This window comes from Streptomyces sp. SID14436, assembly GCF_010548465.1.
In the GTDB taxonomy this organism is placed as follows: Bacteria; Actinomycetota; Actinomycetes; order Streptomycetales; family Streptomycetaceae; genus Streptomyces.
In genome coordinates, this window is sequence record NZ_JAAGMD010000368.1 from 1 (window position 1) to 23,279 (window position 23,279).

Genomic DNA, 23,279 nt, shown 5'->3' on the forward strand with positions numbered 1-23,279 from the left:
GCACGAGCCGCAGCAGTGCCGCCACGTCCCGCGGCTCGGCGGGCCGCACCGGGTCCGGCAGCCGGTGCCACACCGTCACCGGGTGGCCGTCCACCAGCTCGGCCCGGGGCTCGGCCGGGCGCACCGCCGGCACGCCCTCCTCGGCCAGCCACCGTGCGATCTCGAGGCCCCGGCGCGCCCGCTCCAGCAGTTCGGCGTCGCGGCCCACCTTGACGACGAGGTCACCGGCGCCGAACACCGCGTTCTCGCCCAGGGCCAGCAGTCGTGCGTCCCGCCCCGAGTCCGGGAGCACCTGTGCCGCGGCGAGCACCTCCCGCGCGCGTGCCTCGTCCACCATCCGCCTCCGTGTCGTGTGCGTGCGGCCGTCCGGCCGTCGGCCAGTGTCGCATTCGCACAGGTCGTGCGGTGTACGCGGTGCCCCCGCCGAAATAGGTTGCACGAGACGTCTCGTCTCGTATAGCGTCGCGGTCATGACTTCACCCGCCCACATCGCCATGTTCTCCATCGCCGCCCACGGGCACGTCAACCCGAGCCTCGAGGTGATCCGCGAGCTGGTGGCGCGTGGTCACCGGGTGACCTACGCGATCCCGCCCCTGTTCGCCGACAAGGTCGCCGAGACCGGCGCCGAACCCAAGCCGTGGAACAGCACCCTGCCCGGCCCCGACGCCGACCCCGAGGACTGGGGCACCACGCTGCTGGACAACGTGGAGCCCTTCCTCGACGACGCGATCCAGGCGCTCCCGCAGCTGACCGCCGCCTACGAGGGGGACACCCCCGACCTCGTGCTGCACGACATCGCCGCCTACCCGGCCCGCGTCCTCGCCCACCGCTGGGGTGTCCCCTCGGTCTCCCTCTCACCGTGCCTCGTCGCCTGGGAGGGCTACGAGGAGGAGGTCGCCGGGCCCATGTGGGAGGAACCGAAGAAGACCGAGCGCGGCCGCGCCTACTACGCCCGCTTCCAGTCCTGGCTGGAGGAGAACGGGATCACCGAGCACTCCGACTCCTTCATCGGCCGCCCTCCCCGTTCCCTCGTCCTCATCCCCAGGGCCCTGCAGCCCCACGCCGACCGCGTCGACGAGAAGGCGTACTCCTTCGTCGGGGCCTGCCAGGGCGACCGCACCGCGGAGGGGGAGTGGCAGCGGCCCGCCGGGGCGGAGAAGGTGGTCCTGGTCTCCCTCGGTTCCTCCTACACCAAGCAGCCCGGCTTCTACCGGGAGTGCCTGAAGGCGTTCGGCGACCTGCCCGGCTGGCACCTGGTGCTGCAGATCGGCCGCCACGTCGACCCGGCCGAGCTGGGGGAGGTGCCCGACGGCGTCGAGGTGCGCTCCTGGGTGCCGCAGCTCGCGGTGCTGAAGGAGGCCGACCTGTTCGTCACCCACGCCGGCGCGGGCGGCAGCCAGGAAGGGCTGGCCACGGCCACCCCGATGATCGCCGTACCGCAGGCCGTGGACCAGTTCGGCAACGCCGGCCTGCTCGAGGCGCTCGGCGTCGCCCGGCAACTGGCCACGGAGGACGCCACGGCCGACGCGCTGCGGGCGGCGGCCCTCGACCTCACCGGGGACCCGGAGGTCGCCCGCCGGCTGGAGCGGATCCGCGCGGAGACGGCCGAGGAGGGAGGCACCCGCCGCGCGGCCGACCTCATCGAGGCGGAGCTCCGGGCCAGGAGCTAGAAGGCAGCGAACGGGCGGGGCCCGGCACGCGTGGTGCCGGGCCCCGCCTCGTGCGCGCCGGGGGTCAGACCCCCACCCGCTTGTCCTCGGCGCTGTGCGCCACCGGCCGCGCGACCGCCTCCGGGGCCTCGTCGTGGGTGAGGTCCGGCAGGCGGTGCAGCCACTTCGGCAGGTACCAGTTCCGCTCGCCCAGCAGCGCCATCACCGACGGCAGCAGCACCCCCCGGATGACCGTGGCGTCGATGAGCACCGCCGCCAGGCCGACCTCCATCTGCTTCATCGGGGCTCTCCTTCGCCTGCCCGGTGATCGGCGCCTCGACCCCGTCGACCTTCCCCAGCGTCGCAAGCCGCACCTCGTCGCGCAGCGTCTCGAGGCTCTCGCCTGCCGCGGGCCCCTGACCGCCGGTCCTTCCGGCGGCGGGTCGGGGCACCGGCACCCTTCCGCAATGTTGTTGAATAAGTCACAGGCGCGTGTACCGGTTGAACCGGACCTCGGGGTTCGGCGAGGCTTTCGCGCATCCGCCGCGCGCGGACCCGGCCGTCGTGCCCACCCCCACGGGGCACGACGGCCGCTCTATCGTGGGGGCATGGCGACGACGTACGCGGCACTGCTGCGCGGGATCAACGTGGGCGGCGGCCGGAAGGTCCCGATGGCCGAACTGCGCACCCTGCTGGAGGGCCTCGGCCACACCGGGGTCCGCACCTACCTGCAGAGCGGCCAGGCGGTCTTCGCCTCCGCGCACGGCGACGAGGAGTCCCTGGCCGCCGAACTGGCCCGGGCGGTCGAGAAGCACTTCGGGTTCGCCGTCGACGTGATCGTCCGCGACCACGCCTATCTGCGGGCGATCGCCGACGCCTGCCCGTTCCCGGCCGCCGAACTGGAGGGCCGGCAGCTGCACGCGACGTTCTTCTCCGCACCCGTCGGCCCCGAGCGCTTCGCCGGGATCGACGCCGAGGCCCGCCTCCCCGAGGAGTTCCGCCTCGGCGACCGGGTGCTGTACCTGTACGTCCCCGACGGGCTCGGCCGCTCCAAGCTGGCGGAGCAGCTCGCCCGGCCCCGCGTCACCGAGGGCGTCGTCGCCACCACCCGCAACTGGAACACCGTCGTCAAACTCGTGGAGCTCACCCGTGCCTGAGCAGGACAGCGCCGTCAGCGCCGCCATCGAGGGCGAACTGAAGCTGCTGGACCCCGAGGTGCGCTGCTCGCCCGAGCGGATCGACGCGCTGCTGCACCCCGACTTCTTCGAGTTCGGGGCGTCCGGGAAGGTCTGGGACCGGGCCGCGATCATCGACGCGCTCACCGAGGAGGTCGCCTCCGCCGCCCCGGCCGCCACGGTGTCCGGCATGAAGGCGGTCGAGATCGCCCCCGGCACCGTCCACCTCACCTTCGACACCGACCACAACGGCCGCCGCGCCCACCGCAGTTCCCTGTGGCGGCACACGGAGCAGGGCTGGCGCCTGTACTTCCACCAGGGGACGCTGTTCACCCCCGCCGCGGACTGACCCGCCGGCGTCCGGCGCCGGCGGGCGCGCCGCGGTGACGTGAAGCGGTCACCTGCAGCGGTCACGTGAAACGGTCGCGTGAAACGGTCGCGTGAAGTGGACCGGAAAAGGCACCCCGGAATGGCCCGGGAGGTCGCGCCGCCCGGTGCTTACGGTCGACGGCATGACACCCACCACGACCGCCGCCACCCGCGTCGACTGCTTCTTCGACCCCGCCTGCCCCTTCGCCTGGATCACCTCCCGCTGGCTGCTGGAGGTCGAGCGGGAACGCCCCCTCGACCTGCGCTTCCGGGTGATGAGCCTGTACCTGCACAACGAGGGCAACGACCTGCCCGACTGGTACCGCGACCTGGTGGACCGCTCCGTCGGGCCGGTCCGGGTGGCGGTGGCCGCGGCCGAACGGCACGGCCACAAGGTGCTGCGCGACCTGTACACCGCCTTCGGCACCCGGATCCACGAGCGCGGCGAGCAGGACTTCGACGCCGTGGTCACCGAGTCCCTCGCCGAACTCGGGCTGCCCGCCGACCTGGCGGCCGCCGCCCACGACCCGGCCCACGACGACGCGGTCCGGCGCAGCCACTGGGCGGGCGCCGAACCGGACTCGGGCGGCTACGTGGGCACGCCGACCCTGCACGTCGACGGCACGGTGTGGTTCGGGCCCGTGCTGCGGGCCGTGCCCCGGGGCCCGGCCGCCGCGGAACTCTTCGACGCCTTCCGCCGGCTGGCCGTGCACCCCGACGTCTTCGAGCTGAAGCGCACCCGCACCGGCGGCCTGTCCTTCGACTGACGGCGCCCGTCCCGGGGAGACACCCCCGGATCAGGCCCCCAGGGCCGGCCGCAGCGGCAGCCGGGCCGCGTCGTAGCGCTCCAGCAGCACCCGGGCCACCTCCGGCGCCGGGCCCAAAACGTCGGCCAGCACGTCCGCACCGGCCGCGCCCCGCGCGATGCGGTCCGGCAGGAAGCCGGGGGCCAGCACGTACGGGGCGACGGCGACCCGCGCGCAGCCGAGGTCGCGCAGTTCCCGCACCGCGTCCTCGGTGCGGGGGAGGGAGGCGGAGGCGAACGCAGGCCGCACGGCGCACCAACCGGTGTGCCGCCACTCCCGCGCGATGTCTGCGATCACTGCGATCGCCTCCGGGTCGGTGGATCCCGCCGAGGCCAGGACGACCCCGGTCGAGGACCGGTCGGCGGGCCGGACGCCCGCCTCGTGCAGCCGCCGCTCCAGGGCCCGCAGCAGCAGCGGGGACGGGCCGAGCACGTCGGCCCGGTGGATCCGCAGCCGGGCCGGGGCGTCCGCCAGGGCCGCGGGGATGTCCGCCTTGGCGTGGAAGGCGCGGGTCAGCAGCAGCGGCAGCGCGACCACGTCGCGCACGCCCTCCGCCTCCAGGGCCCGCAGCGCGCCCGGCACCGAGGGCAGGTTGAACTCCAGGAAGGCGGTCTCCACCCGCAGCCCCGGCCGCAGGGACCGCGCCCGGCGCACCAGGGCGTGCACGGTCGCGGCGTGCCGCGGATCGCGGCTGCCGTGCGCGATGACCAGCAGGACGGGTCGGTGCATGACGTGCCTCAGCCCTTCACCAGCAGACCGCGGCTGCGCAGCACCCACCGCTCCAGCGGACTGAAGATCAGCAGGTCGATGGCGATGCCCACGGTCAGGATCAGCAGGATGGCCTCGAACACCATGGCCATGTCGCTGGCGTTGCGGCCGTTCTCCAGCAACTGGCCCAGGCCCACGCCCAGGTCGGGGAACGAGGCGATGATCTCGGCGGCCATCAGCGAGCGCCAGGAGAACGCCCAGCCCTGCTTCAGGCCCGCCACGTAGCCGGGCAGCGCCGCCGGCAGGACGATGTGCCAGGTGCCCTTGAGCCCGGTCGCGCCCAGGGTGCGTCCGGCCCGCAGGAACAGCGGGGACACCTGGTCCACGCCGGAGACCAGCCCGTTGGCGATCGAGGGGACCGCGCCGAGCAGGATCACCGCGTACATCATCTGGTTGTTCAGGCCGAGCCAGATCACGGCCGGCGGCACCCACGCCACCGACGGCAGCGACTGCAGCCCGGACAGGATGGGGCCGATGGCGGCGCGCACGAACTTCACCCGCGCCACCAGCAGCCCCAGCGGGGTGCCGATGAGCAGCGCGAAGAAGAAGCCGAGCAGGCCGCGCGAGACGCTGGTCCAGATGTAGCCGAGGAGTTCGCCCTCCAGCCACGACTGCTCCACCACCTGCCACACCGCGCCCGGCGACGGCAGCTTGGTCGGGTCGTCGACGATCCGGAACGAGACCAGGGCCTGCCACACCGCCAGCACCAGCGCCACGGCGAGCACGGGCGGCAGGATCTTCTCCACGAAGGTCTGCCGGAAGGGCTTGCGGCCGGTCTGCACCGTCTCCAGCGCGTCGAGCCCGGCCTCCAGGCCGGCGAGGTCGCCCCCGTCCTTGGCGGTCGTGTCAGTGCTGGCCATGACGGCGGATCTCCCCACGGAGTTCTTCGGTGATCTCGACGGACAGCTCCGCGACGGCGGTGTCCTCGATGCGGCGCGGGTGGGGTATGTCCACCGTCCACTGGCGGGCGATCCGCCCCGGCCGGGAGGACAGCAGGACCACCCGCTGCGCGAGCCGCACCGCCTCGCGCACGTTGTGCGTGACGAACAGGACCGACAGCCGTCCCGCGGCGGAGCCGTCGGCGTTGGCCGTGCGCCAGATCCGGGTCAGCTCGTCGTGCAGCACGTCCCGGGTGATGGCGTCCAGCGCGGCGAACGGCTCGTCCATCAGCAGCAGCCGGCTCTCCTGGGCGAGCGCCCGCGCCATCGCGACCCGCTGGCGCATCCCGCCGGACAGCTCGTGCACGCGCTTGCCGTGGGCGCCCTTCAACCGGACCAGTCCGAGCAGTTCCTCGGCCCGTTCGCGGCGCTCGGACTTCGGCACGCCCCGCAGCTTCAGGGCGAGTTCGATGTTCTTGCCCGCGGTGAGCCAGGGGAACAGCGCGTGCTCCTGGAACATCAGCGCCGGCCGCCCGTCGGTGGTGATGGTGCCGGCGCTCGGCCGGTCCAGTCCCGCGACGAGGTTGAGCAGGGTGGACTTGCCGCAGCCCGACGCCCCCAGCAGGGTGACGAATTCGCCCGGCGCGACATCGAGGCTGATGTCGTCCAGTACGAGCTGCTGTCCTGCCGGGTTCGCGAACGACTTCGAGACGTGCTCGATCCGGGCGGAGTGCGTCGAAGTGTCGGTGCCTTCGGCGGCCTTGGCGAGGATCGTGGCCATGGTCGTCACCTCCTGGGAATGGTCGGGGTCCGGGTCACGGGGCGCCGAGACCGGCGTCGTCGACGGTGGGTTCGCCCGCGGCGGCCAGCACCTTGTTGAGGGGCCCGAGGTCGTAGATGCCGTCCAGGCCGGGGTCCTTCAGCAGGCCCGCGTCGACGGCGTGCCCGGCCTGGGCGGACAGGGTGGACGCGAGGGGGTCGTCGGTGAAGCGGACCGACTCCCACGCCGGGTCGAGGACCTCGGCCGGCAGCGCCTTGCCGGAGTCGGCGGCCAGCTGCTCGTTCGCGACCGTCTTCGCCTCCTGCGGGTGGGCGTTGATCCACCGGTTGGCCGCGACCGACGCCCGCAGGACCGCCTCGACGGCCTTCGGGTGCTTCTTCAGGAACTCCTGCCGCACGACGATGTTCGTGATGACGAACTTCTCGTCCGGCCACAGCGACGCCTCGTCGAGCAGGACCTCGCCGCCGTCGGCGACCAGTTTCGACGCGGTCGGCTCCGGCACCCAGGCACCGTCGACGCTGCCCGCCCGGAAGGCGTCCGGGGTGACCTTGTTGTCGCTGCGGACGACGGTCACGTCGCCCTTCCCGCTCAGCGGGTCGACCTTCCAGCCGCGCCCGGCCGCCCAGTGGAGGAAGGCGACGTCCTGCGTGTTGCCGAGCTGCGGGGTCGCGATCCGCTTGCCCTCGACGTCCTCCAGGGAGCGGATCCGGTCCGGGTCGACCACCAGCTTCACCCCGCCGGACGCCGAACCGCCGATGATCCGCAGGTTCTTGCCGCCGGCCTTGACGTATCCGTTGATCGCGGGGGAGGGGCCGATCCAGCCGATGTCGACGGAGCCGGAGTTGAGCGCCTCGATCTGGGAGGGGCCCGCGTTGAACACGGCGTACTGCGCCCGGGTCGCGCCCAGTTCCTTCTGGAAGAAGCCCTTGCGGTTGCCCACCAGCGCGGTGCCGTGGGTCAGGTTCCCGAAGTAGCCGATCCGGACCGAGTCCAGGCCGTCGGTCTTCTTCGCCCCGGCCGCGATCTCGACAGTGACGCGGTCCTTGGCCTGCGAGCCGTAGCCGCAGGCGGCCAGGGCGAGCAGGGGGAGCACGGCCAGCACGGTCAGCGCGCGGCGCGGGACGGATGTGGCAGGCACGGGAGGTGTTCCTCTCGGGAGCCCGGCGGTCGCGCGAGGCTCAGGTCGCGGCCGGGTGGTCGGCAGGTTTTCGCCGGTGACGGCGGGGGCGGTGGGGGCGGTGGGCGCGCGGGCGGTGCGCGTACGTCATCGCGCACATCGGGCGACCCCGCCCTGCCCGCCCCCGAACTCCGTCCGGGGGCACCTCCGGCCCGGAGTTCCGCCGCCGGCCCGTCCGCGTTCCTCGGCGGACGGGGCAAGGAGATCCGAGGAGTTCATGGTCAGAAGTCCCACCCGTCGTCCTCGGCCGGGTCGGTGACGGGCTCGGGGGCGGCGAAGGACTCGCCGACCATGCCCGCGGTCAGCGTGGTGCCGTCCCCGGGATCGATGAGGATGAAGGAACCGGTGCGCCGCGAGTCCGAGTAGGAGTCCGCGGGCAGCGGCTCCGCGGTGCGGATCTTCACCCGGCCGATGTCGTTGGCGGCCAGCGTCCCGGGGTGCGGGTGCAGGGACAGGTCGTCGAGGGTGAGCCGCGACGGGATGTCTTTGACGATCGCCTTGACGGTGCGGGTGCCGTGCTTGAGCAGCACCCGGTGGCCGACGGTGAGCGGCTGGTCGGCGACGTGGCACACGGTGGCCTCGAGGTCCTGCGTGGTGGCGGGCGCGTCCTGGGACGGCACCAGCAGGTCGCCGCGCGAGATGTCGATGTCGTCGGCCAGCAGCAGCGTCACCGACTGCGGCGTCCACGCCGCCTCGACGGGTTCCCCGAGCAGGTCGATCCCGGTGATCGTGGTGGTCCGTCCGGACGGCAGCACCGTCACCGCGTCGCCCACCCGGAAGGTGCCGGCGGCGATCTGGCCGGCGTAGCCCCGGTAGTCGGGGTGCTCGGCGCTCTGCGGGCGGATCACGTACTGCACGGGCAGCCGGGCGTGGCACCGCGTCAGGTCGTGGCTGACCGGCACGGTCTCCAGGTGCTCCAGCACGGTGGGGCCGCCGTACCAGTCCATGTGCGCGGACGGCTCCACCACGTTGTCGCCCACCAGCGCCGAGATGGGCACCGCGGTCACCTCGGGCACGCCCAGCTCGGTCGCGTAGGCGGTGAACTCCTCGGCGATGGCGGCGAACACCGACTCCCGGTAGCCGACCAGGTCCATCTTGTTCACGGCGAGCACCACGTGGGGCACCCGCAGCAGCGCGGCGATCGCGGCGTGCCGCCGGGTCTGCTCGACCACGCCGTTGCGGGCGTCGACCAGGATCACCGTCAGCTCGGCGGTGGACGCGCCGGTGACCATGTTCCGGGTGTACTGCACGTGGCCCGGCGTGTCGGCGAGGATGAACCGGCGCCGGGGCGTGGCGAAGTAGCGGTAGGCCACGTCGATGGTGATGCCCTGTTCCCGCTCGGCCCGCAGGCCGTCGGTGAGCAGCGCCAGGTCGGGCGCCTCCTGCCCGCGGCTCGCCGACGCCCGCTCCACGGCCTCCAGCTGGTCGGTGAGGACCGACTTGGAGTCGTGCAGCAGCCGGCCCACCAGGGTGGACTTGCCGTCGTCGACGGAACCGGCGGTGGCGAACCGCAGCAGGGTGGTCTCCGCGAGCGCCTCGCTCGTGATCGTGCTCATGTCTAGAAGTACCCCTCGCGCTTGCGGTCTTCCATCGCGGCCTCGGAGAGCTTGTCGTCGGCGCGGGTGGCGCCGCGCTCGGTGAGCCGGGAGGCGGCGATCTCCGTGATCACCTTCTCGATGGTGTCGGCGTCGGAGTCGACGGCCCCGGTGCAGGACATGTCGCCCACCGTCCGGTAGCGCACCGTCCGCTTCTCCACCGGCTCGTCGTCCTTCGGGCCGCCCCATTCGCCGGCCGTCAGCCACATCCCGGCCCGCCGGAACACCTCGCGCTCGTGGGCGAAGTAGATCTCCGGCAGCTCGATGCCCTCCCGGGCGATGTACTGCCACACGTCCAGCTCGGTCCAGTTGGACAGCGGGAACACCCGCACGTGCTCGCCGGGCGCGTGCCGGCCGTTGTACAGGTTCCACAGCTCGGGGCGCTGGCGGCGCGGGTCCCACTGGGAGAACTCGTCGCGCAGCGAGAACACCCGCTCCTTGGCCCGGGCCTTCTCCTCGTCGCGGCGCCCGCCGCCGAACACGGCGTCGAACCGCTCGGCGGCGATCTTCTCGGTGAGCGGCAGCGTCTGCAGCGGGTTGCGGGTGCCGTCGGGGCGTTCCTTGAGCACACCGCGGTCGATGTAGTCCTGCACGGAGGCGACGTGCAGCCGCAGCCCGTGCCGGGCGACCGTGCGGTCGCGGTAGTCCAGGACCTCGGGGAAGTTGTGCCCGGTGTCCACGTGCAGCAGCGCGAACGGCACCGGCGCGGGCGTGAACGCCTTGAGCGCCAGGTGCAGCATGAGGATGGAGTCCTTGCCGCCGGAGAAGAGGATCACCGGGTTCTCGAACTCGCCGGCCACCTCGCGGAAGATGTGCACCGCCTCGGACTCGAGGGCGTCGAGGTGGGAGAGGGCGTACGGGCCGGCGGTGCCTTCCGTGCCCTCCGTGACCGTTGCGACGGTCGTCATGCCAGTCCCCTTTCGCTCAGCAGGGTGTGCACCGCCGCGGCGGACTCCTGGACGGTCTGGTGCTGCGACTCGATGCGCAGGTCGGGTGCCTCGGGCTCCTCGTACGGGTCGTCCACCCCGGTCAGCCCGGTGAGTTCGCCCGCGGCCTGCTTGGCGTACAGCCCCTTCACGTCCCGTACGGAGCACACCTCGACCGGGGTCGCCACGTGCACCTCGACGTACGGGGTGCCGTGCGCGGCGTGGCGCTTGCGTACCGCTTCCCGGCTGTCGGCGTAGGGCGCGATGACGGGGACGAGGGCGATGACGCCGTTGCGGGCGAGCAGGTCGGCGACGAAACCGATGCGCTGCACGTTGGTGTGCCGGTCCTCGCGGCTGAAGCCGAGGCCCGCGGAGAGGAACTCGCGGATCTCGTCGCCGTCGAGCACCTCCACGCGCCGTCCGGCCGCGCGCAGCAGCCCGGCGAGTTCGTGGGCGATGGTGGTCTTGCCGGCGCTCGGCAGACCCGTGAGCCAGACGGTGGCTCCGGTTCTCACGTTGGTCTCCTGAAGGATCGTCATGGTCAGCCGTGCAGCCCGCACTCGGTCTTGGAGCGGCCCGCCCAGCGTCCGGCGCGGGCGTCCTCGCCCTCCAGCACCCGGCGGGTGCAGGGCGCGCAGCCCACGGAGGCGTAGCCGTCGGTGAGCAGCGGGTTGGTGAGCACCCCGTGTTCGGCGACGTAGGCGTCCACGTCGTCCTGGGTCCAGCGGGCGATCGGCGAGATCTTGACCTTCTGCCGCTTCTCGTCCCAGCCGGCCACCGGGGTGTGCGCCCGGGTCGGCGACTCCTCGCGGCGCAGCCCGGTCGCCCACGCCTGATAAGCCTTCAGACCCTGTTCCAGCGGCAGCACTTTGCGCAGCCGGCAGCACAGGTCGGGGTCGCGGTCGTGCAGCTTCGGGCCGTACTCGGCGTCCTGCTCGGCCACCGTCTGCCGCGGGGTGAGCGTGATGACGTTGACGTCCATCACGGCGTCGACGGCGTCCCGGGTGCCGATGGTCTCCTCGAAGTGGTAGCCGGTGTCGAGGAACACCACGTCCACGCCGGGCATCGCCCGGGAGGCGAGGTGGGCGACGACCGCGTCCTCCATGGAGGAGGTCACGCAGAAGCGGCTGCCGAACGTGCCGGCCGCCCACCGCAGGATCTCCAGCGCCGGCGCGTCCTCCAGCTCGCGGCCCGCCCGCTCCGCGAACTCTTTCAACTCCTCGGCGGTGTACTCGCGCTGACTTGCCGTCATGTCCGGTCCCCTCCCGTGTCGGGCTGTCCGAGGCCGCGGGCGAGCAGCCCGAGGAACGTCAGCCGGAAGCCCCGGTTGCAGGCGCCGCACTCCCACGCCCCGTGCGCCTCGCCGGGACGCAGGTCCTCGTCGCCGCAGTACGGGCAGTAGAACGGGGCCGCCCGGCCGCTCACGACAGGGCCTCCTCGGAGGCGCGCGCCGCCCAGACCGCGAACCGCTCGCCGTCCTCGCGCTCGGCCTGGAAACGCTTCAGGACCCGCTCGATGTAGTCCGGCAGTTCGTCGGAGGTGACCTTCAGTCCGCGCACCTTGCGGCCGAAGGACGGCTCCAGGCCGAGGGCGCCGCCGAGGTGCACCTGGTAGCCGCCGACCTGGCGGCCCTGGTCGTCCGTGACGAGCTGGCCCTTGAGGCCGATGTCGGCGGTCTGGATGCGCGCGCAGGCGTTCGGGCAGCCGTTGATGTTGATGGTGAGCGGCTCGTCGAAGTCCGGCAGGCGGCGCTCGAGTTCGTCGATGAGCTCGCTGCCGCGCTCCTTGGTCTCCACGATGGCCAGCTTGCAGAACTCGATGCCGGTGCAGGCCATGGTGCCGCGCCGGAAGGGCGAGGGGGTGACCCGCAGATCGAGCGCCTCCAGGCCGTCGACGAGCGAGTCGACCCGGTCCTGCGGCACGTCGAGGACGATCATCTTCTGCTCGACGGTGGTGGAGACCCGGCCGGAGCCGTGCTCCTCGGCCAGGGCGGCGACCTTGGTGAGCAGCGAGCCGTCCATCCGGCCCACCCGCGGGGCGAAGCCCACGTAGAAGCGGCCGTCCTTCTGGCGGTGCACCCCGATGTGGTCGCGCCACTGCCGGGCGGGCATCTCGGGGGCCGGGCCGTCGATCAGCTTGCGGCCCAGGTAGTCGTCCTCCAGGACCTGGCGGAACTTCTCCGGTCCCCAGTCGGCGACCAGGAACTTCAGCCGGGCCCGGTTGCGCAGCCGGCGGTAGCCGTGGTCGCGGAAGATCGTGGTGACGGCCTCCCACACGTCGGGCACGTCCTGCTCGGGCACCCAGGCGCCCAGCCGCACACCGAACTTGGGGTTGGTGGACAGTCCGCCGCCGACCCACAGGTCGAAGCCGGGCCCGTGCTCGGGGTGGACCACGCCGACGAAGGAGATGTCGTTGATCTCGTGCGCCACGTCCAGCAGCGGCGAGCCGGAGACGGCCGTCTTGTACTTACGCGGCAGGTTGGAGAAGCGCGGGTCGCCGATGTAGCGGCGGACGATCTCGTCCAGGGCGGCCGTGCCGTCGATGATCTCGTCCTCGGCGACGCCGGCCACCGGGGAGCCGAGCATGCCGCGCGGGCAGTCGCCGCACGCCTCGGTGGTGGACAGGCCCACCGCCTCCAGGCGTTCCCAGATGGTGGGCACGTCCTCGATGCGCACCCAGTGGAACTGGACGTTCTGCCGGTCGGTGATGTCCGCGGTGCCCCGGGCGTACGTCTCGGACAACTCACCGATCACCCGCAGCTGTTCGGTGGTGAGCCGCCCGCCGGTGATGCGGACCCGCAGCATGAAGTACTCGTCCTCGAGCTCCTCGGGCTCCAGCAGTCCGGTGCGGCCGCCGTCGATGCCGGGGCGGCGCTGGGTGTACAGGCCCCACCAACGGAAGCGCCCGCGCAGGTCGTTGGGGTCGATGGACTGGAAGCCGCGCTTGGAGTAGATCGTCTCAATACGTGTCCGTACGTTGAGACCGTCGTCGTCCTTCTTGAGCTGCTCGTTGCCGTTCAACGGGGTGTGGTGACCCGCCGCCCACTGGCCCTCGCCGCGGTGACGGCTCACCTTGCGGCGGGAAGACGCGGCGGCAGACTTCGGCGGGGTGGCGGCCATGGGTGATACGTCCTTCGGGACAGCGGTGGATGGTGTCGGCGGTCCGCGCGGTCGGCGCGGGGCAGGGCGGCGGCAGGCGGGAAGGCTGTGACCTGCGCATATGTGAGCGCGGCAGACCTGCGCGTCATTGCGCGGGCGGAAGCGGGGGAGGAAGAACCGGTGGTGCTGGAGCCCGTGGCCGAGGGGCCACCGAGGGGGCGTCAGCGCATCGGACAGATGGCGCTGGACATGCGGCCGAGGTCGACGTGCCGCCGACTCACCAAGGCGATTCCAGTTCCAGGCATGGCGGAAGCCTGGCACGGCGCTCCGGAGCCAGTCCAGCTTCATCCAAAATGCGGACACCCTTGTCTCGCTGTGCGAGACAAGGGTGTCCTTGGTCACGTTTGGCGCGGACGGTCTTGTCCGGGCCGGTCAGGCGGGGTAGGCCCCCGGCCACGGGCCGGGCGTCGCCACCTCCGGCTCCTGTTCGACCTTCGTGTCGAACAGCCGGAAACCGCGCCGCAGGTAGTTGTCCATGGCGTGTTCGCCGTCCTTGCTGCAGGTGTGCAGCCACACCCGCCGGGTCGGCTTCAGCGCCGGCCACCGCTCCGCCAGGTCCCACGCCCGCGCCACGCCGTACGACAGCAGGTGGCCGCCGATGCGCCGCCCGCGGAAGGCGGGGATCAGGCCGAAGTAGACGATCTCCACCACGCCGTCGTCGTGCGGCTGGAGTTCCACGTATCCGGCGGGCGTCCCGCGGTCGTAGGCGACCCAGGTCTCCACACCCGGCCGGTCCAGGTGCTCCGTCCACTGCGCGTACGTCCAGCCCAGCCGGTCGGTCCAGCGGATGTCGCCGCCGACGGACGCGTACAGGAAACGGCTGAACTCCGGCGAGGGCACCTCGGAGCGGACGATCCGCACGTCCCCCTCCGGGACGGTGGCCGGCCGGAGGTCGGCCGGCGTCGTCTGCTCCAGGGACCAGGTGGTCACGGTGATGGTCGTCATGTCCGAAAGGGAACCATCCCCGGCGGTCCGCTGTCGAACGTCTCCCGCCGGCCGGAACGGACCGGTCCCGCGACGTGTTCCGCCCGGAACCGACCGTGCCCGGAGACGGCGGACCGGCCGGGGACCGGTCCGGGGATCAGTCCAGGGAGCGGTCCACCGAGTCCAGCGGCAGCGCGAACAGCATCCGCCCGGACTGCGACCAGATCTCGCCGGTCTCCTCCCAGTACGACAGCGACGCCGCGTCGCCGCTCCAGCAGCGGTGCGTCTCGTCCGCCCCGCACCGGGTGGGCCGCGCGCCCTCGGCGTCCTGCCGCCACAGGGTGCCGCGCTCGTCCGGTGTCCCCGTCATCCGGCCCAGGTACCAGCCCGAGCGGTGGGACAGCACGCTGCGCACGTCGGTCAGCTTGGTCTCGTAGGCCGCGACCGCCTCGGCCGTCGCCCCCGGGTCCGTCGCGAGCAGGCCCGCCCGCATCGGGTCCACGCTGAACGCATACCGCCACAGCCGGGTCGGCCCGTCGTCCCCCTCCTCGGTCGCCTCGTGCGCCACCAGGCTGTCCGGCGTGGTGCTGCGGTCCAGCGAGATCCCGCCCGGCTGGGGGGCGCCCGGGCTCGCGGTCCGGTAGGCGGCCACCGCGGGCAGTACGTACCGGGCGCCGGCCGCGGACCATCCGTCGGCCACCCGGCCGACCGCCGGGCCGGCGACGGTGGCCCGCTGGACGCGGTCGATGTCGTACACGTAGAGGGCGCTGCCGTCCCCCCGGTCGGCGGTCACCAGCAGCTTGTCCTGGTACCAGACCATCCCGGACACCGACGAGGCCAGCGCCCGGTAGTCGGCACCCTCCTCGACCGGCACGGCCAGCAGCACCCAGGTGTACGTGGGGCCGCCCTCGGCGTCCCGGTCCACGAACGCGACGCGCGCCAGTCCGGGCCGGCCGTCCGCCGTACCGGCCGTGTCGCGGGCGGCGGAGGCGTCCCTGGGGCCTCCGGTCACCGGGCCGGACCGGCTCCAGCCGGACAGGATGATGCGGTGCGGGCCCCAGCGGCCGTCGTCGTCGGCGTCCCCGGAGGTGGTGACCGCGCCGGCCTCCCAGCCGCCGGTGTCGGCGCCGTCCCAGCAGTACGCGCGGGTCGCCTCGGGTTCGACGGGCAGTGCCCGACGGTCGTCCGCCGGACAGGAGTCCGCCTCCCGCAGCACCCCGTCGGCGTCGGCCAGCACGGCGTCCATGGCGACGGGCCGGCCCATCTCCGTGGACAGCCGCTTCAGCCAGTCCTGCGGCACGCTGCGCTCGGTCAGCCGCAATGGCGCCGTCGCGGCGGACGAGGTGACCGGCTCCAGGGCCCCGGGGTCGTCGGCGACGGTGGCCTGCGACGTGCTGATCAGGGTGGCGGCGGCGGTCAGCGCCAGGGCCGTCCCGGCCAGCGCCGCCCGCAGTGCTCTGCCCCGCCGGCGACGGCGGTGTCTGCCGCGATGCTTCATACCGTCCTCCCGAGGCGAGCCAACTGCGTCCCGTGATCCTTGCGTTGACACGGAGCAGGGTGGGGTGGCCCGAAAGGCGATGCTACGACAGCGGTGCCCGGCCGGGGGCGAAGACCCGGCAAATATGCGGAATCCGTGACCATCGAGGTGCCCATGGGTCCCTTTCGGTTCGCCGTGACGGCGGGCGCGTGCGTCAGGAGAAGACGGCGAGTCCGTAGAGGACGAACACCAGCAGGTGCGCCGATCCGTGCAGGGCGGTCACCCGCCGGCCGCCGAACGTCACGGCGGTCAGCAGCAGGCTCGTCCCGAGCAGCACGAGGTGGGCGGGGCTCTCGGCGAGGACCACCCGCTGCCCCGTGACCAGGCCGATCGTCAGCACGGCGGGCACGGTCAGTCCGACCGTGGACACCAGGGCGCCGTGGCACAGGTTGCTCACCCGCTGGATCTCCCCGCCCAGGGCGGCCCGCACCGTGGTGATCGTCTCGGGCAGGAAGACGATCATCGCGATGACGACACCCGACAGGGCCACCGGCGCCCCCGCCCGCGCGAACCCGTCGTCGAGCAGGGCCGCCATGTCGTGGGAGAGCAGCACGATCGGGAGCACCGTGGCCACGAGCAGCAGCGTGCGGGCGACGACCTCCGGCCGGTGCCGGGCCGCCGCCCCGGCGGGCCCCGGCTCCGCGCCGGGGTCCCGCGGCTGCGGTGCGGCCGCCGCGGGGGAGGGCCGCACCTCCTGGAAGTCGGCGCGCTGGGCGCCCGTCTGCCGGACGAGGAAGAACCCGTACAGGACGACGGTGAGCGCGGCCAGCGCGACCGCCTGTCCCGGCCGGTAGGCGCCCCCGCTGCCGATCAGGCCGGGGAAGGCGAACGCGACGGCCAGCAGGACCACGAGCAGCGCCAGGTAGGCCGAGACGCCGGTGCGGTTGGGGCGGAGGTCCGCGTGCCGCAGGCCCCCGACGAGCAGCGCGGTGCCGACGACGAGGTTCAGGATGATCATGGACACGGCCATGACGGAGTCGCGGGCGATGGTGGCGTGCTCGCCCGGGCCCAGCATCACGGCGGCGATGAGGACGACCTCGATCAGCACGATGGAGAGGGTCAGCACCAGCGTGCCGTAGGGGTCGCCGAGCCGGCGCGCCAGGTGCTCGGCCTGGCCGACCACCCCGAAGGCGCAGACGACGATCACCGCGACGATCCCCGCGAGCACCGTCCACAGGACCGGAGCCGTCAGGGGCCCGGACAGGACGGGTGCGGCGAGCACCGTGGCGAGGAAGGCGCCCCAGCCGAGGGCGAGCCGGAACACCGCGGTGGGGGTGAGGACGGTGCGCAGGAGGGAGGGTGTGGGCACGGATGTCTACACGTTCTGCCGGGTCGTCCCTGCTCGTGACCGCACCGCCGGGTCGTCCCGGCGGCGTCCTTCCACGCCACTCTACCCGGCCGCGCCGGCCGCCGGGACGCCGGTGACCTGGGCGGAACCCGCCGCGACGGCACCCGTCGCCCTGCCGCCCGGCCGCCGCACGGGACGCGGGGGAGCCCCCGGACCGCAGCCCTCGGGCCTCAAGGGTCCGCGGCCGGAGCCGGCCGGTGGCCCACCGGCTCCGGGCCCACGGCGTCGTGCGCCCCGGTGGCCGGGAACAGGCCGTGCGGGTCGTCCGGCAGCAGCACCTCCACCTCGACGTCCTCGCCGAACCGGTACGGGCGGTGCTCCAGCAGCCCCCCGAGATACCGCCGTACCCGGGACATCTCCGCCCGGACCGTGACGGTGCGGCCGGGGTCGCCGAACAGGTCCCCGGCCAGTCCCGCCGCGCTGCGCCCCTCCCGGTGCACGGCCAGCAGGTACAGCAACTCGGCGTGCCGGGGGCTCAGTTCCCGTGTCCAGGTGCCCGCGCCGCCGGACACCACGACCGACCGGCGGCGCGGTTCCCGCAGGTCCAGCTCGACCCGTCGTCCCGGCAGGGGCGCCGGCCCGTCCGCCGGCCGCACCAGCCAGCCGCCCGCCAGCGGCTCCAGCGTCGACCGGCCCAGGGCGGGCAGCCACCGCAGCCCGGCCGACAGCGACTTCGGCAGCGCCAGCCGCTGCACGTACGGCATCCCCGTCACCGCCGCCGTCCATCCGTGCCGGTCGACGACGAGGGCCCGCCCGTCGATGCGGGCCAGCACCGGGGCGGCCACCGCGCGCAGCCGCTCCAGGGACTGCTGGTGCAGGTCCCGCAGCCGGGCCTCGGCCAGCTTCGCGACCGAGTCGACCCACGCCAGCGTCGCCGGGTGCATGGTGTCGAGCGGTCCGCTCACGTCGACCACCCCGATCAGCCGGCCGTCCCGCGGGTCGGTCACCGGGGCGCCGGAACACGTCCACGTCGCGTGCGACCGCACGAAGTGCTCGGAGGCGAACACCTGCACCGGCCGGCGGGTGACGGCCGGCGTGCCCACGCCGTTCGTGCCGACGACGTTCTCCCGCCAGTCCGCGCCCACTTCCAGACCCAGCACGTCGGCCCGGCGCAGCACCGGCGCGCTGCCCTCCCGCCACAGCACCCGGCCGTCCGCGTCGGCGACGACCATGATGTGCCGGGCGACGTCGGCGACCGACAGCAGCCCCTCCCGCAGCACCGGCAGCACGTGCCGCAGCGGCGACGTCTCCCGCCGGCGCTGCACCTCCTCCCGCGACAGCAGGCACGCCCGCACGTCGTGCTCGGGGTCGACGCCGCTGCGCAGCATCCGCTCCCACGACTCGCCGATCACCGGGCGCGGCGCGACCGGCGCGCGCTGCCCGGCCAGCGTGGCCGAGCGGACCTCGTCGAGCACCCGGGCCGCGCGCGTCGCGTCGACGGCGGCCAGGTGCGTCATGTCCATCGGCGAGAGCGCCACTGGTCCTCCTGAGAAGAACACGGGGGAGTGGCTCCGCCCGGCCGGTCGGCCGGACCCCCGGAATGCGTATCGACTGTTTGTCTCATAGTGCCGTCGGGCCCCGGGGAAAGCGCGCACTATCGTCACACTCAGCAGCAAGTTGCAACCCCCTGCAACCCTGGTGGCGCGCCGCGCTCTGATCGAAGCTTGAGCGACGCCGTTCCGAGCGGCGTCCACGGCTCTTCCTGAGGGCCCGTGCGGCGGGGGTGGTGCCGTGTCGGCGCAGCACCACCCCCGCGTCGGCGTTCCCGGGCGCCCGGCGCGCCCGGGAGGCATCAGTGCACCGGCCGGGCCCGGTCCACCAGGGACGCCAGGTCCAGGGTGTGCGGCAGCGTGCCGAACACCGCGCCGCCGTCGCCGCCCAGCCGTCCCGCGCAGAACGCGTCCGCCACCTCCGGCGGCGCGTACCGCACCAGCAGCGACCCCTGGAGCACCAGCGCCAGCCGCTCCACCAGCCGCCGCGCCCGGCCCTCCACGCCGTCCAGGTCGGCCAGTTCGGTCAGCAGCCCCTTGACGGCCCCGTCCAGCCGGTGATCGGCGCCCCGCGCCAGGCCCACCTCCCGCAGGTAGGCGTCCAGCACGCCCGGCTCCCGGCGCAGCGCCCGCAGCACGTCCAGCGCCTGGACGTTGCCCGCGCCCTCCCAGACCGAGTTCAGCGGCGACTCCCGCACCAGCCGCGGCATCCCGGACTCCTCCACGTACCCGTTGCCGCCCAGGCACTCCGCCGCCTCCACCACCAGCGGCGCGCAGCGCTTCGTCACCCAGAACTTCGCCGCGGGCACCGCGATCCGCAGCAGCGCCCGCTCCTGCTCCCCGCCGTCGTCGTACGCGGCGGCCAGCCGCAGCGCCAGCGTGGTCGACGCCTCCGACTCCAGCGCCAGGTCCGCGAGCACGTTGCGCATCAGCGGCTTGTCGATCAGTTTCCCGCCGAACGCCTCCCGGTGCGCGCAGTGGTGCACCGCCTGCGCCACCGCCTGCCGCATGAGCCCCGCCGAGCCCAGGACGCAGTCCAGCCGGGTCGCCGCCACCATCCCGATGATGGTGCGCACCCCCCGGCCCTCCTCGCCGACCCGGCGCGCCCACGTCCCGGCGAACTCGACCTCCGCGGACGCGTTCGAGCGGTTGCCCAGCTTGTCCTTCAGCCGCTGGATCAGGAACGTGTTGCGGGTGCCGTCGTCCAGGACCCGCGGCACCAGGAAGCAGGTCAGCCCGCCGGGCGCCTGCGCCAGCACCAGGAACGCGTCGGACATCGGCGCCGAGCAGAACCACTTGTGCCCCGTCAGCGCATACGTGCCGTCCTCGGCGAGCGGGCGGGCCGCGGTCGCGTTCGCCCGCACGTCGCTGCCGCCCTGCTTCTCCGTCATGCCCATCCCGAACAGCACCCCGGCCTTCTGCCCGGCCGGCCGCAGCCCGCGGTCGTAGACCTCCGACGTCAGGCGCGGCTCCCACACCGCGGCCAGGGCCGGGTCGGCGCGCAGCGCCGGCACCGCCGCGTGCGTCATCGACAGCGGGCAGCAGTTCCCCGCCTCCACCTGCGTCCACACGACGAACGCCGCCGCCCGCCGCACGTGCCCGCCGGGCCGCCGCCAGGCCGACGTCAGGCCCGCCGACACGCCCTTGCCGAGCAGCCGGTGCCAGGACGGATGGAAGTCCACCTCGTCGATCCGGTGGCCGTAGCGGTCGTGGGTGCGCAGCCGCGGCGGGTGCTCGTTCGCCAGCGCCCCCCACTCCTGCACCTGCGCCGAACCCGACGTGCGGCCCAGCCCGGTCAGCTCCGACTCGGCCTCCTGGCGCAGCCGCGGATCCAGATGCCGGGCGACCGCCTCCACCAGGGCCCGGTCGCCGCCGAACACGTCGTACTGCACGAGGGGCGGAGCCTGGTTGGTCACGGTGTGCGTGGTGCCTGCCATGTCAGCGAACCTACCCCCAACCCCCGGCGCCTCACCCCGCACCGGCGGGCGGCCCGCCGGAACCGCCCGCTGCCGGACGAATCCGCCTGTGGGTGAGTGCGACCAGGCACGACGGATACCGTTAGCACGTGCAGCCAGCAAGAGACACAACCGACGAGCCGTCCGGCCGCCTCCACAGGGCCAGGGCCCTGTACCGGAACGTATCCAAACGCAGGACCGCCTGGCTGCTGCTCAAGGACACGGTCAACTCGTGCATGGAGTACCGCATCCTGGGCCTGGCCGCCGAGGCCGCGTTCTTCACGCTGCTGTCGGTGCCCCCGCTGCTGCTCAGCATGATCGGCCTGCTCGGCTACGTCGACACCTGGACCGGCGCCGACACCATCGAGAGCCTGCGCAGCAACCTCCTCGACGCCTCCCGCACGGTGCTGTCCGACCGCGGTGTGCAGCAGATCGCCCAGCCCATCCTGGACGACGTGATGAAAGGAGGCCGCCCCGACGTCATCTCCATCGGCTTCCTGTTCGCCCTGTGGTCCGGCTCCCGCGCGGTGAACGTCTTCATCGACACCATCACCGTCATGTACGGCCTGGACGGCGTCCGGGGCATCGTCAAGACGCGCCTGCTGGCCTTCCTGCTGTTCCTCGTCGCCCTGCTGATCGGCTCCGTCGCCCTGCCCCTGATGGTGGCCGGGCCGGACGCGGTCGTCCGCGTCGTGCCCTGGTCGACCACGGTCGTGCAGGTCCTGTACTGGCCGGTCGTCATCCTGCTGTCGGTCGCCTTCCTCACCACGCTCTACCACGTCTCCGTGCCCGTGCGTTCGCCCTGGATCGAGGACGTGCCCGGCGCGCTCGTCGCCCTCGCCATGTGGGTCCTGGGCAGCTTCCTGCTGCGCCTCTACCTGACCAACACCGTGGAGGGGCCCACCATCTACGGCTCCCTCGCCGCGCCCGTCGCCGTCCTGCTGTGGATCGGTGTGTCCGCGTTCGCCGTGCTGGTGGGGGCCGCGGTCAACGCCGCCATCGACCGCGTCTGGCCGGCCGCCGCCACGGCCGCCGCCCGCGAGGCCAACGAGCGGATGCGCCAGGCGCAGGTCGCCGAGTACGTCGCCCGCACCACGGCCGCCGTCGACGAGGACGGCGAGGCGGACCCCGACATGCCCTCCGAGTTCCCCGAGCGCTGGTCCCGCTTCCTCCCCCCGGAGGATGTCTCCGCCCGGCTGCGCACCCACGCGAAGTCCACCCACCCCCACAAGCACGGGAGCCACCCGGCCGACGAGGAGAAGTGACGGCCGGAGCGCGGTGAAGCCGGGGTGCCGTCGCGTCTCCCCGGCCGCCGCGCCCGCGTCTACGCTGACGCCATGGACGTTCTCACCGGCCTGCTGGAGGGCCCGCGCGCCCGTGGGGCGTTCATGATCCGCGCCTGCTTCGACCCGCCCTGGTCGGTCCGGATCGAGGACCGCGCCCCGCTGACCGTGATGCTGGTGGTGCGGGGCGAGGCGTGGATCGTCCCGGACGACGGGGACCGGCTGCGCCTCGGCCCCGGCGACCTCGCCGTCGCCCGCGGCCCCGACCCGTACACCTGCGGCGACGACCCCGGCACGCCACCGCAGGCGCTGATCCTGCCCGGCGGCGAGTGCCACCACCCCGACGGACGCCCCCTCAACGGCGTCATGGACCTCGGCGTGCGCACCTGGGGCGACCGGACCGACGGCGCCACGGTCATGCTCATCGGCACCTACGGACGGCGCGGCGAGATCGGCGGCCGGCTCCTCGACGCGCTCCCCCCGCTGCTGTCCCTGACCGCCGACGCCTGGGACTGCCCCCTCACCCCGCTCCTCGCCCAGGAGATCGTCCGCGACCGGCCGGGCCAGGAGGTCGTCCTCGACCGGCTGCTCGACCTGCTGGTCATCGCCGCCCTGCGGGCCTGGTTCGCCCGCCCCGAGGCGGCGCCCCCCGCCTGGTACGCGGCCCTCGCGGACCCGGTCGTCGGCCCGGTGCTGCGCCTGCTCCAGAACGAGCCCGCCCGCCCCTGGACGGTCGCGGACCTGGCGGCCAGGGCCGGGGTCTCCCGCGCCTCCCTGTCCCGCCACTTCACCGCACGCGTCGGCGAACCCCCGATGACCTACCTCACCGGATGGCGCCTCGCCGTGGCCGCGGACCGGCTCCGCGACACCGACGACACGATCGGCGCGATCGCCCGCCGGGTCGGCTACGGCAGCGCGTTCGCGCTCTCGGCGGCCTTCAAGCGGGCCTACGGTGTCAGCCCACAGGACTGGCGCGCGGCGCGCGGCGGGCCGGAGGACGCCGGACAGCCTCTTACCGCCGGGCGTCGGTGAGGGCTGGGCGGAACGGGGCGATCGCTACCGGTGTGCGGGGTGGTGTGGCGGCGGTCCGGGGTGGTGTGGCGGTGGTCCGGGGTGGTGTGACGGCTGAGCCGGGCGGTGTGACGGGGCCGCGGTGTGGCCTGCCGTGGGTGAGGGGCGGTGTGCCGTCGGCTCGGGGCGCGGGCGGGGCCCGGCTCGGACGGCAGGGTGGTCTCGTGAGGCGTCCGCAGGGCCGGCGGCGGTCTCGTGAGGCGTCCGGCAGGGTCGGCGGGCCGGTGTCCTCCCCGGTCCGGGCGGGTGCGAGGCGTTCCCGGGGCCGCCGGGCGCGGTGTGGCGGCGGTCCGGGGGTGGTGTGACGGCTGAGCCGGGCGGTGTGACGGGGCCGCGGTGTGGCCTGCCGTGGGTGAGGGGCGGTGTGCCGTCGGCTCGGGGCGCGGGCG

Annotated in this window: 20 protein-coding genes and 3 pseudogenes; 6 read left to right on the top strand and 17 right to left on the bottom strand. The window is 73.6% G+C overall.

Annotated elements, in window-relative coordinates; all coding sequences use genetic code 11:
• A pseudogene (locus G3I53_RS12875) lies at positions 1-334 on the bottom strand (aminoglycoside phosphotransferase family protein); the annotation flags it as partial.
• 66 nt (positions 335-400) lie between these two features.
• Between G3I53_RS12875 and mgt the strand changes: the two are divergent.
• A pseudogene (gene mgt, locus G3I53_RS12880) lies at positions 401-1,670 on the top strand (macrolide-inactivating glycosyltransferase).
• 64 nt (positions 1,671-1,734) lie between these two features.
• On the opposite strand, the pseudogene G3I53_RS12885 reads toward mgt, so the two are convergent.
• Positions 1,735-1,950, bottom strand: a pseudogene (locus G3I53_RS12885) (hypothetical protein); the annotation flags it as partial.
• Between the two features lie 307 nt (positions 1,951-2,257).
• Here G3I53_RS12885 and G3I53_RS12890 point away from each other — a divergent pair.
• The 3 genes from G3I53_RS12890 (at position 2,258) to G3I53_RS12900 (ending at position 3,960) form a co-directional block, all read left to right on the top strand.
• Complete coding sequence (locus G3I53_RS12890) at positions 2,258-2,806, top strand: DUF1697 domain-containing protein (RefSeq protein ID WP_164337232.1); 549 nt, start codon at positions 2,258-2,260, stop codon at positions 2,804-2,806.
• Positions 2,799-3,173 (top strand): nuclear transport factor 2 family protein, encoded by a 375-nt coding sequence (locus G3I53_RS12895; RefSeq protein ID WP_164337231.1) that lies wholly within the window; start codon positions 2,799-2,801, stop codon positions 3,171-3,173. The genes G3I53_RS12890 and G3I53_RS12895 overlap by 8 nt, the downstream gene beginning before the upstream one ends.
• Before the next feature lie 163 nt (positions 3,174-3,336).
• The gene (locus tag G3I53_RS12900; protein ID WP_164337230.1) at positions 3,337-3,960 is read left to right on the top strand and encodes a DsbA family protein; all 624 of its coding nucleotides are present in this window, start codon (positions 3,337-3,339) and stop codon (positions 3,958-3,960) included.
• Positions 3,961-3,990: 30 nt separating this feature from the next.
• Here G3I53_RS12900 and G3I53_RS12905 read toward each other — a convergent pair whose 3' ends face one another.
• The 15 genes from G3I53_RS12905 to G3I53_RS12970 all read right to left on the bottom strand — a co-directional run bounded on the left by G3I53_RS12905 (position 3,991) and on the right by G3I53_RS12970 (position 20,518).
• Positions 3,991-4,728, bottom strand: a complete 738-nt coding sequence (locus tag G3I53_RS12905) for a sirohydrochlorin chelatase (RefSeq protein WP_164438357.1) — start codon at positions 4,726-4,728, stop codon at positions 3,991-3,993.
• Between the two features lie 8 nt (positions 4,729-4,736).
• A complete protein-coding gene (locus tag G3I53_RS12910; protein ID WP_164334858.1) occupies positions 4,737-5,627 on the bottom strand; it encodes an ABC transporter permease in 891 nt (296 codons plus the stop codon).
• Entirely contained in the window at positions 5,614-6,426 is an 813-nt protein-coding gene (locus G3I53_RS12915) for an ABC transporter ATP-binding protein (RefSeq protein ID WP_164334856.1), read from the bottom strand. The genes G3I53_RS12910 and G3I53_RS12915 overlap by 14 nt, the downstream gene beginning before the upstream one ends.
• A 34-nt stretch (positions 6,427-6,460) precedes the next feature.
• Positions 6,461-7,564: an aliphatic sulfonate ABC transporter substrate-binding protein gene (locus G3I53_RS12920; RefSeq protein ID WP_164334854.1), complete on the bottom strand. Its 1,104-nt coding sequence runs from the start codon at positions 7,562-7,564 to the stop codon at positions 6,461-6,463.
• 260 nt (positions 7,565-7,824) lie between these two features.
• A complete protein-coding gene (locus tag G3I53_RS12925) occupies positions 7,825-9,159 on the bottom strand; it encodes a GTP-binding protein (RefSeq protein ID WP_164334853.1) in 1,335 nt (444 codons plus the stop codon).
• A gap of 2 nt (positions 9,160-9,161) precedes the next feature.
• Positions 9,162-10,106, bottom strand: coding sequence for a sulfate adenylyltransferase subunit CysD (cysD, locus tag G3I53_RS12930; protein ID WP_164334844.1), 945 nt, complete (start codon positions 10,104-10,106; stop codon positions 9,162-9,164).
• Positions 10,103-10,663 (bottom strand): adenylyl-sulfate kinase, encoded by a 561-nt coding sequence (gene cysC, locus G3I53_RS12935; RefSeq protein ID WP_164334843.1) that lies wholly within the window; start codon positions 10,661-10,663, stop codon positions 10,103-10,105. Before cysC ends, cysD begins: the two co-directional genes overlap by 4 nt.
• Positions 10,664-10,665: 2 nt before the next feature.
• Positions 10,666-11,376 (bottom strand): phosphoadenylyl-sulfate reductase, encoded by a 711-nt coding sequence (locus G3I53_RS12940; RefSeq protein ID WP_164334841.1) that lies wholly within the window; start codon positions 11,374-11,376, stop codon positions 10,666-10,668.
• Entirely contained in the window at positions 11,373-11,549 is a 177-nt protein-coding gene (locus G3I53_RS33280; RefSeq protein ID WP_192232204.1) for a hypothetical protein, read from the bottom strand. The genes G3I53_RS12940 and G3I53_RS33280 overlap by 4 nt, the downstream gene beginning before the upstream one ends.
• The gene (locus tag G3I53_RS12945; RefSeq protein ID WP_164334840.1) at positions 11,546-13,243 is read right to left on the bottom strand and encodes a nitrite/sulfite reductase; all 1,698 of its coding nucleotides are present in this window, start codon (positions 13,241-13,243) and stop codon (positions 11,546-11,548) included. The genes G3I53_RS33280 and G3I53_RS12945 overlap by 4 nt, the downstream gene beginning before the upstream one ends.
• 411 nt (positions 13,244-13,654) lie before the next feature.
• Complete coding sequence (locus G3I53_RS12950; protein ID WP_164334838.1) at positions 13,655-14,227, bottom strand: GNAT family N-acetyltransferase; 573 nt, start codon at positions 14,225-14,227, stop codon at positions 13,655-13,657.
• A gap of 136 nt (positions 14,228-14,363) precedes the next feature.
• A complete protein-coding gene (locus tag G3I53_RS12955; RefSeq protein WP_164334836.1) occupies positions 14,364-15,704 on the bottom strand; it encodes a hypothetical protein in 1,341 nt (446 codons plus the stop codon).
• 193 nt (positions 15,705-15,897) lie between these two features.
• A complete protein-coding gene (locus tag G3I53_RS12960; RefSeq protein ID WP_164438358.1) occupies positions 15,898-17,052 on the bottom strand; it encodes a calcium:proton antiporter in 1,155 nt (384 codons plus the stop codon).
• Positions 17,053-17,261: 209 nt separating this feature from the next.
• Positions 17,262-18,554 carry a GAF domain-containing protein gene (locus tag G3I53_RS12965; RefSeq protein ID WP_164438359.1) on the bottom strand — a complete coding sequence of 431 codons (1,293 nt, stop codon included), beginning with the start codon at positions 18,552-18,554 and terminating at the stop codon, positions 17,262-17,264.
• 329 nt (positions 18,555-18,883) lie between these two features.
• Positions 18,884-20,518 carry an acyl-CoA dehydrogenase family protein gene (locus tag G3I53_RS12970; RefSeq protein WP_164333551.1) on the bottom strand — a complete coding sequence of 545 codons (1,635 nt, stop codon included), beginning with the start codon at positions 20,516-20,518 and terminating at the stop codon, positions 18,884-18,886.
• A 128-nt stretch (positions 20,519-20,646) separates the two neighbouring features.
• On the opposite strand from G3I53_RS12970, the gene G3I53_RS12975 reads away from it, so the two are divergent.
• On the top strand, positions 20,647-21,801 hold the full coding sequence (locus G3I53_RS12975) for a YihY/virulence factor BrkB family protein (protein ID WP_164333552.1): 1,155 nt from the start codon (positions 20,647-20,649) through the stop codon (positions 21,799-21,801).
• 72 nt (positions 21,802-21,873) lie between these two features.
• Positions 21,874-22,851 (top strand): AraC family transcriptional regulator, encoded by a 978-nt coding sequence (locus tag G3I53_RS12980; RefSeq protein WP_164333553.1) that lies wholly within the window; start codon positions 21,874-21,876, stop codon positions 22,849-22,851.
• The last annotated feature ends 428 nt before the right edge of the window (positions 22,852-23,279 follow it).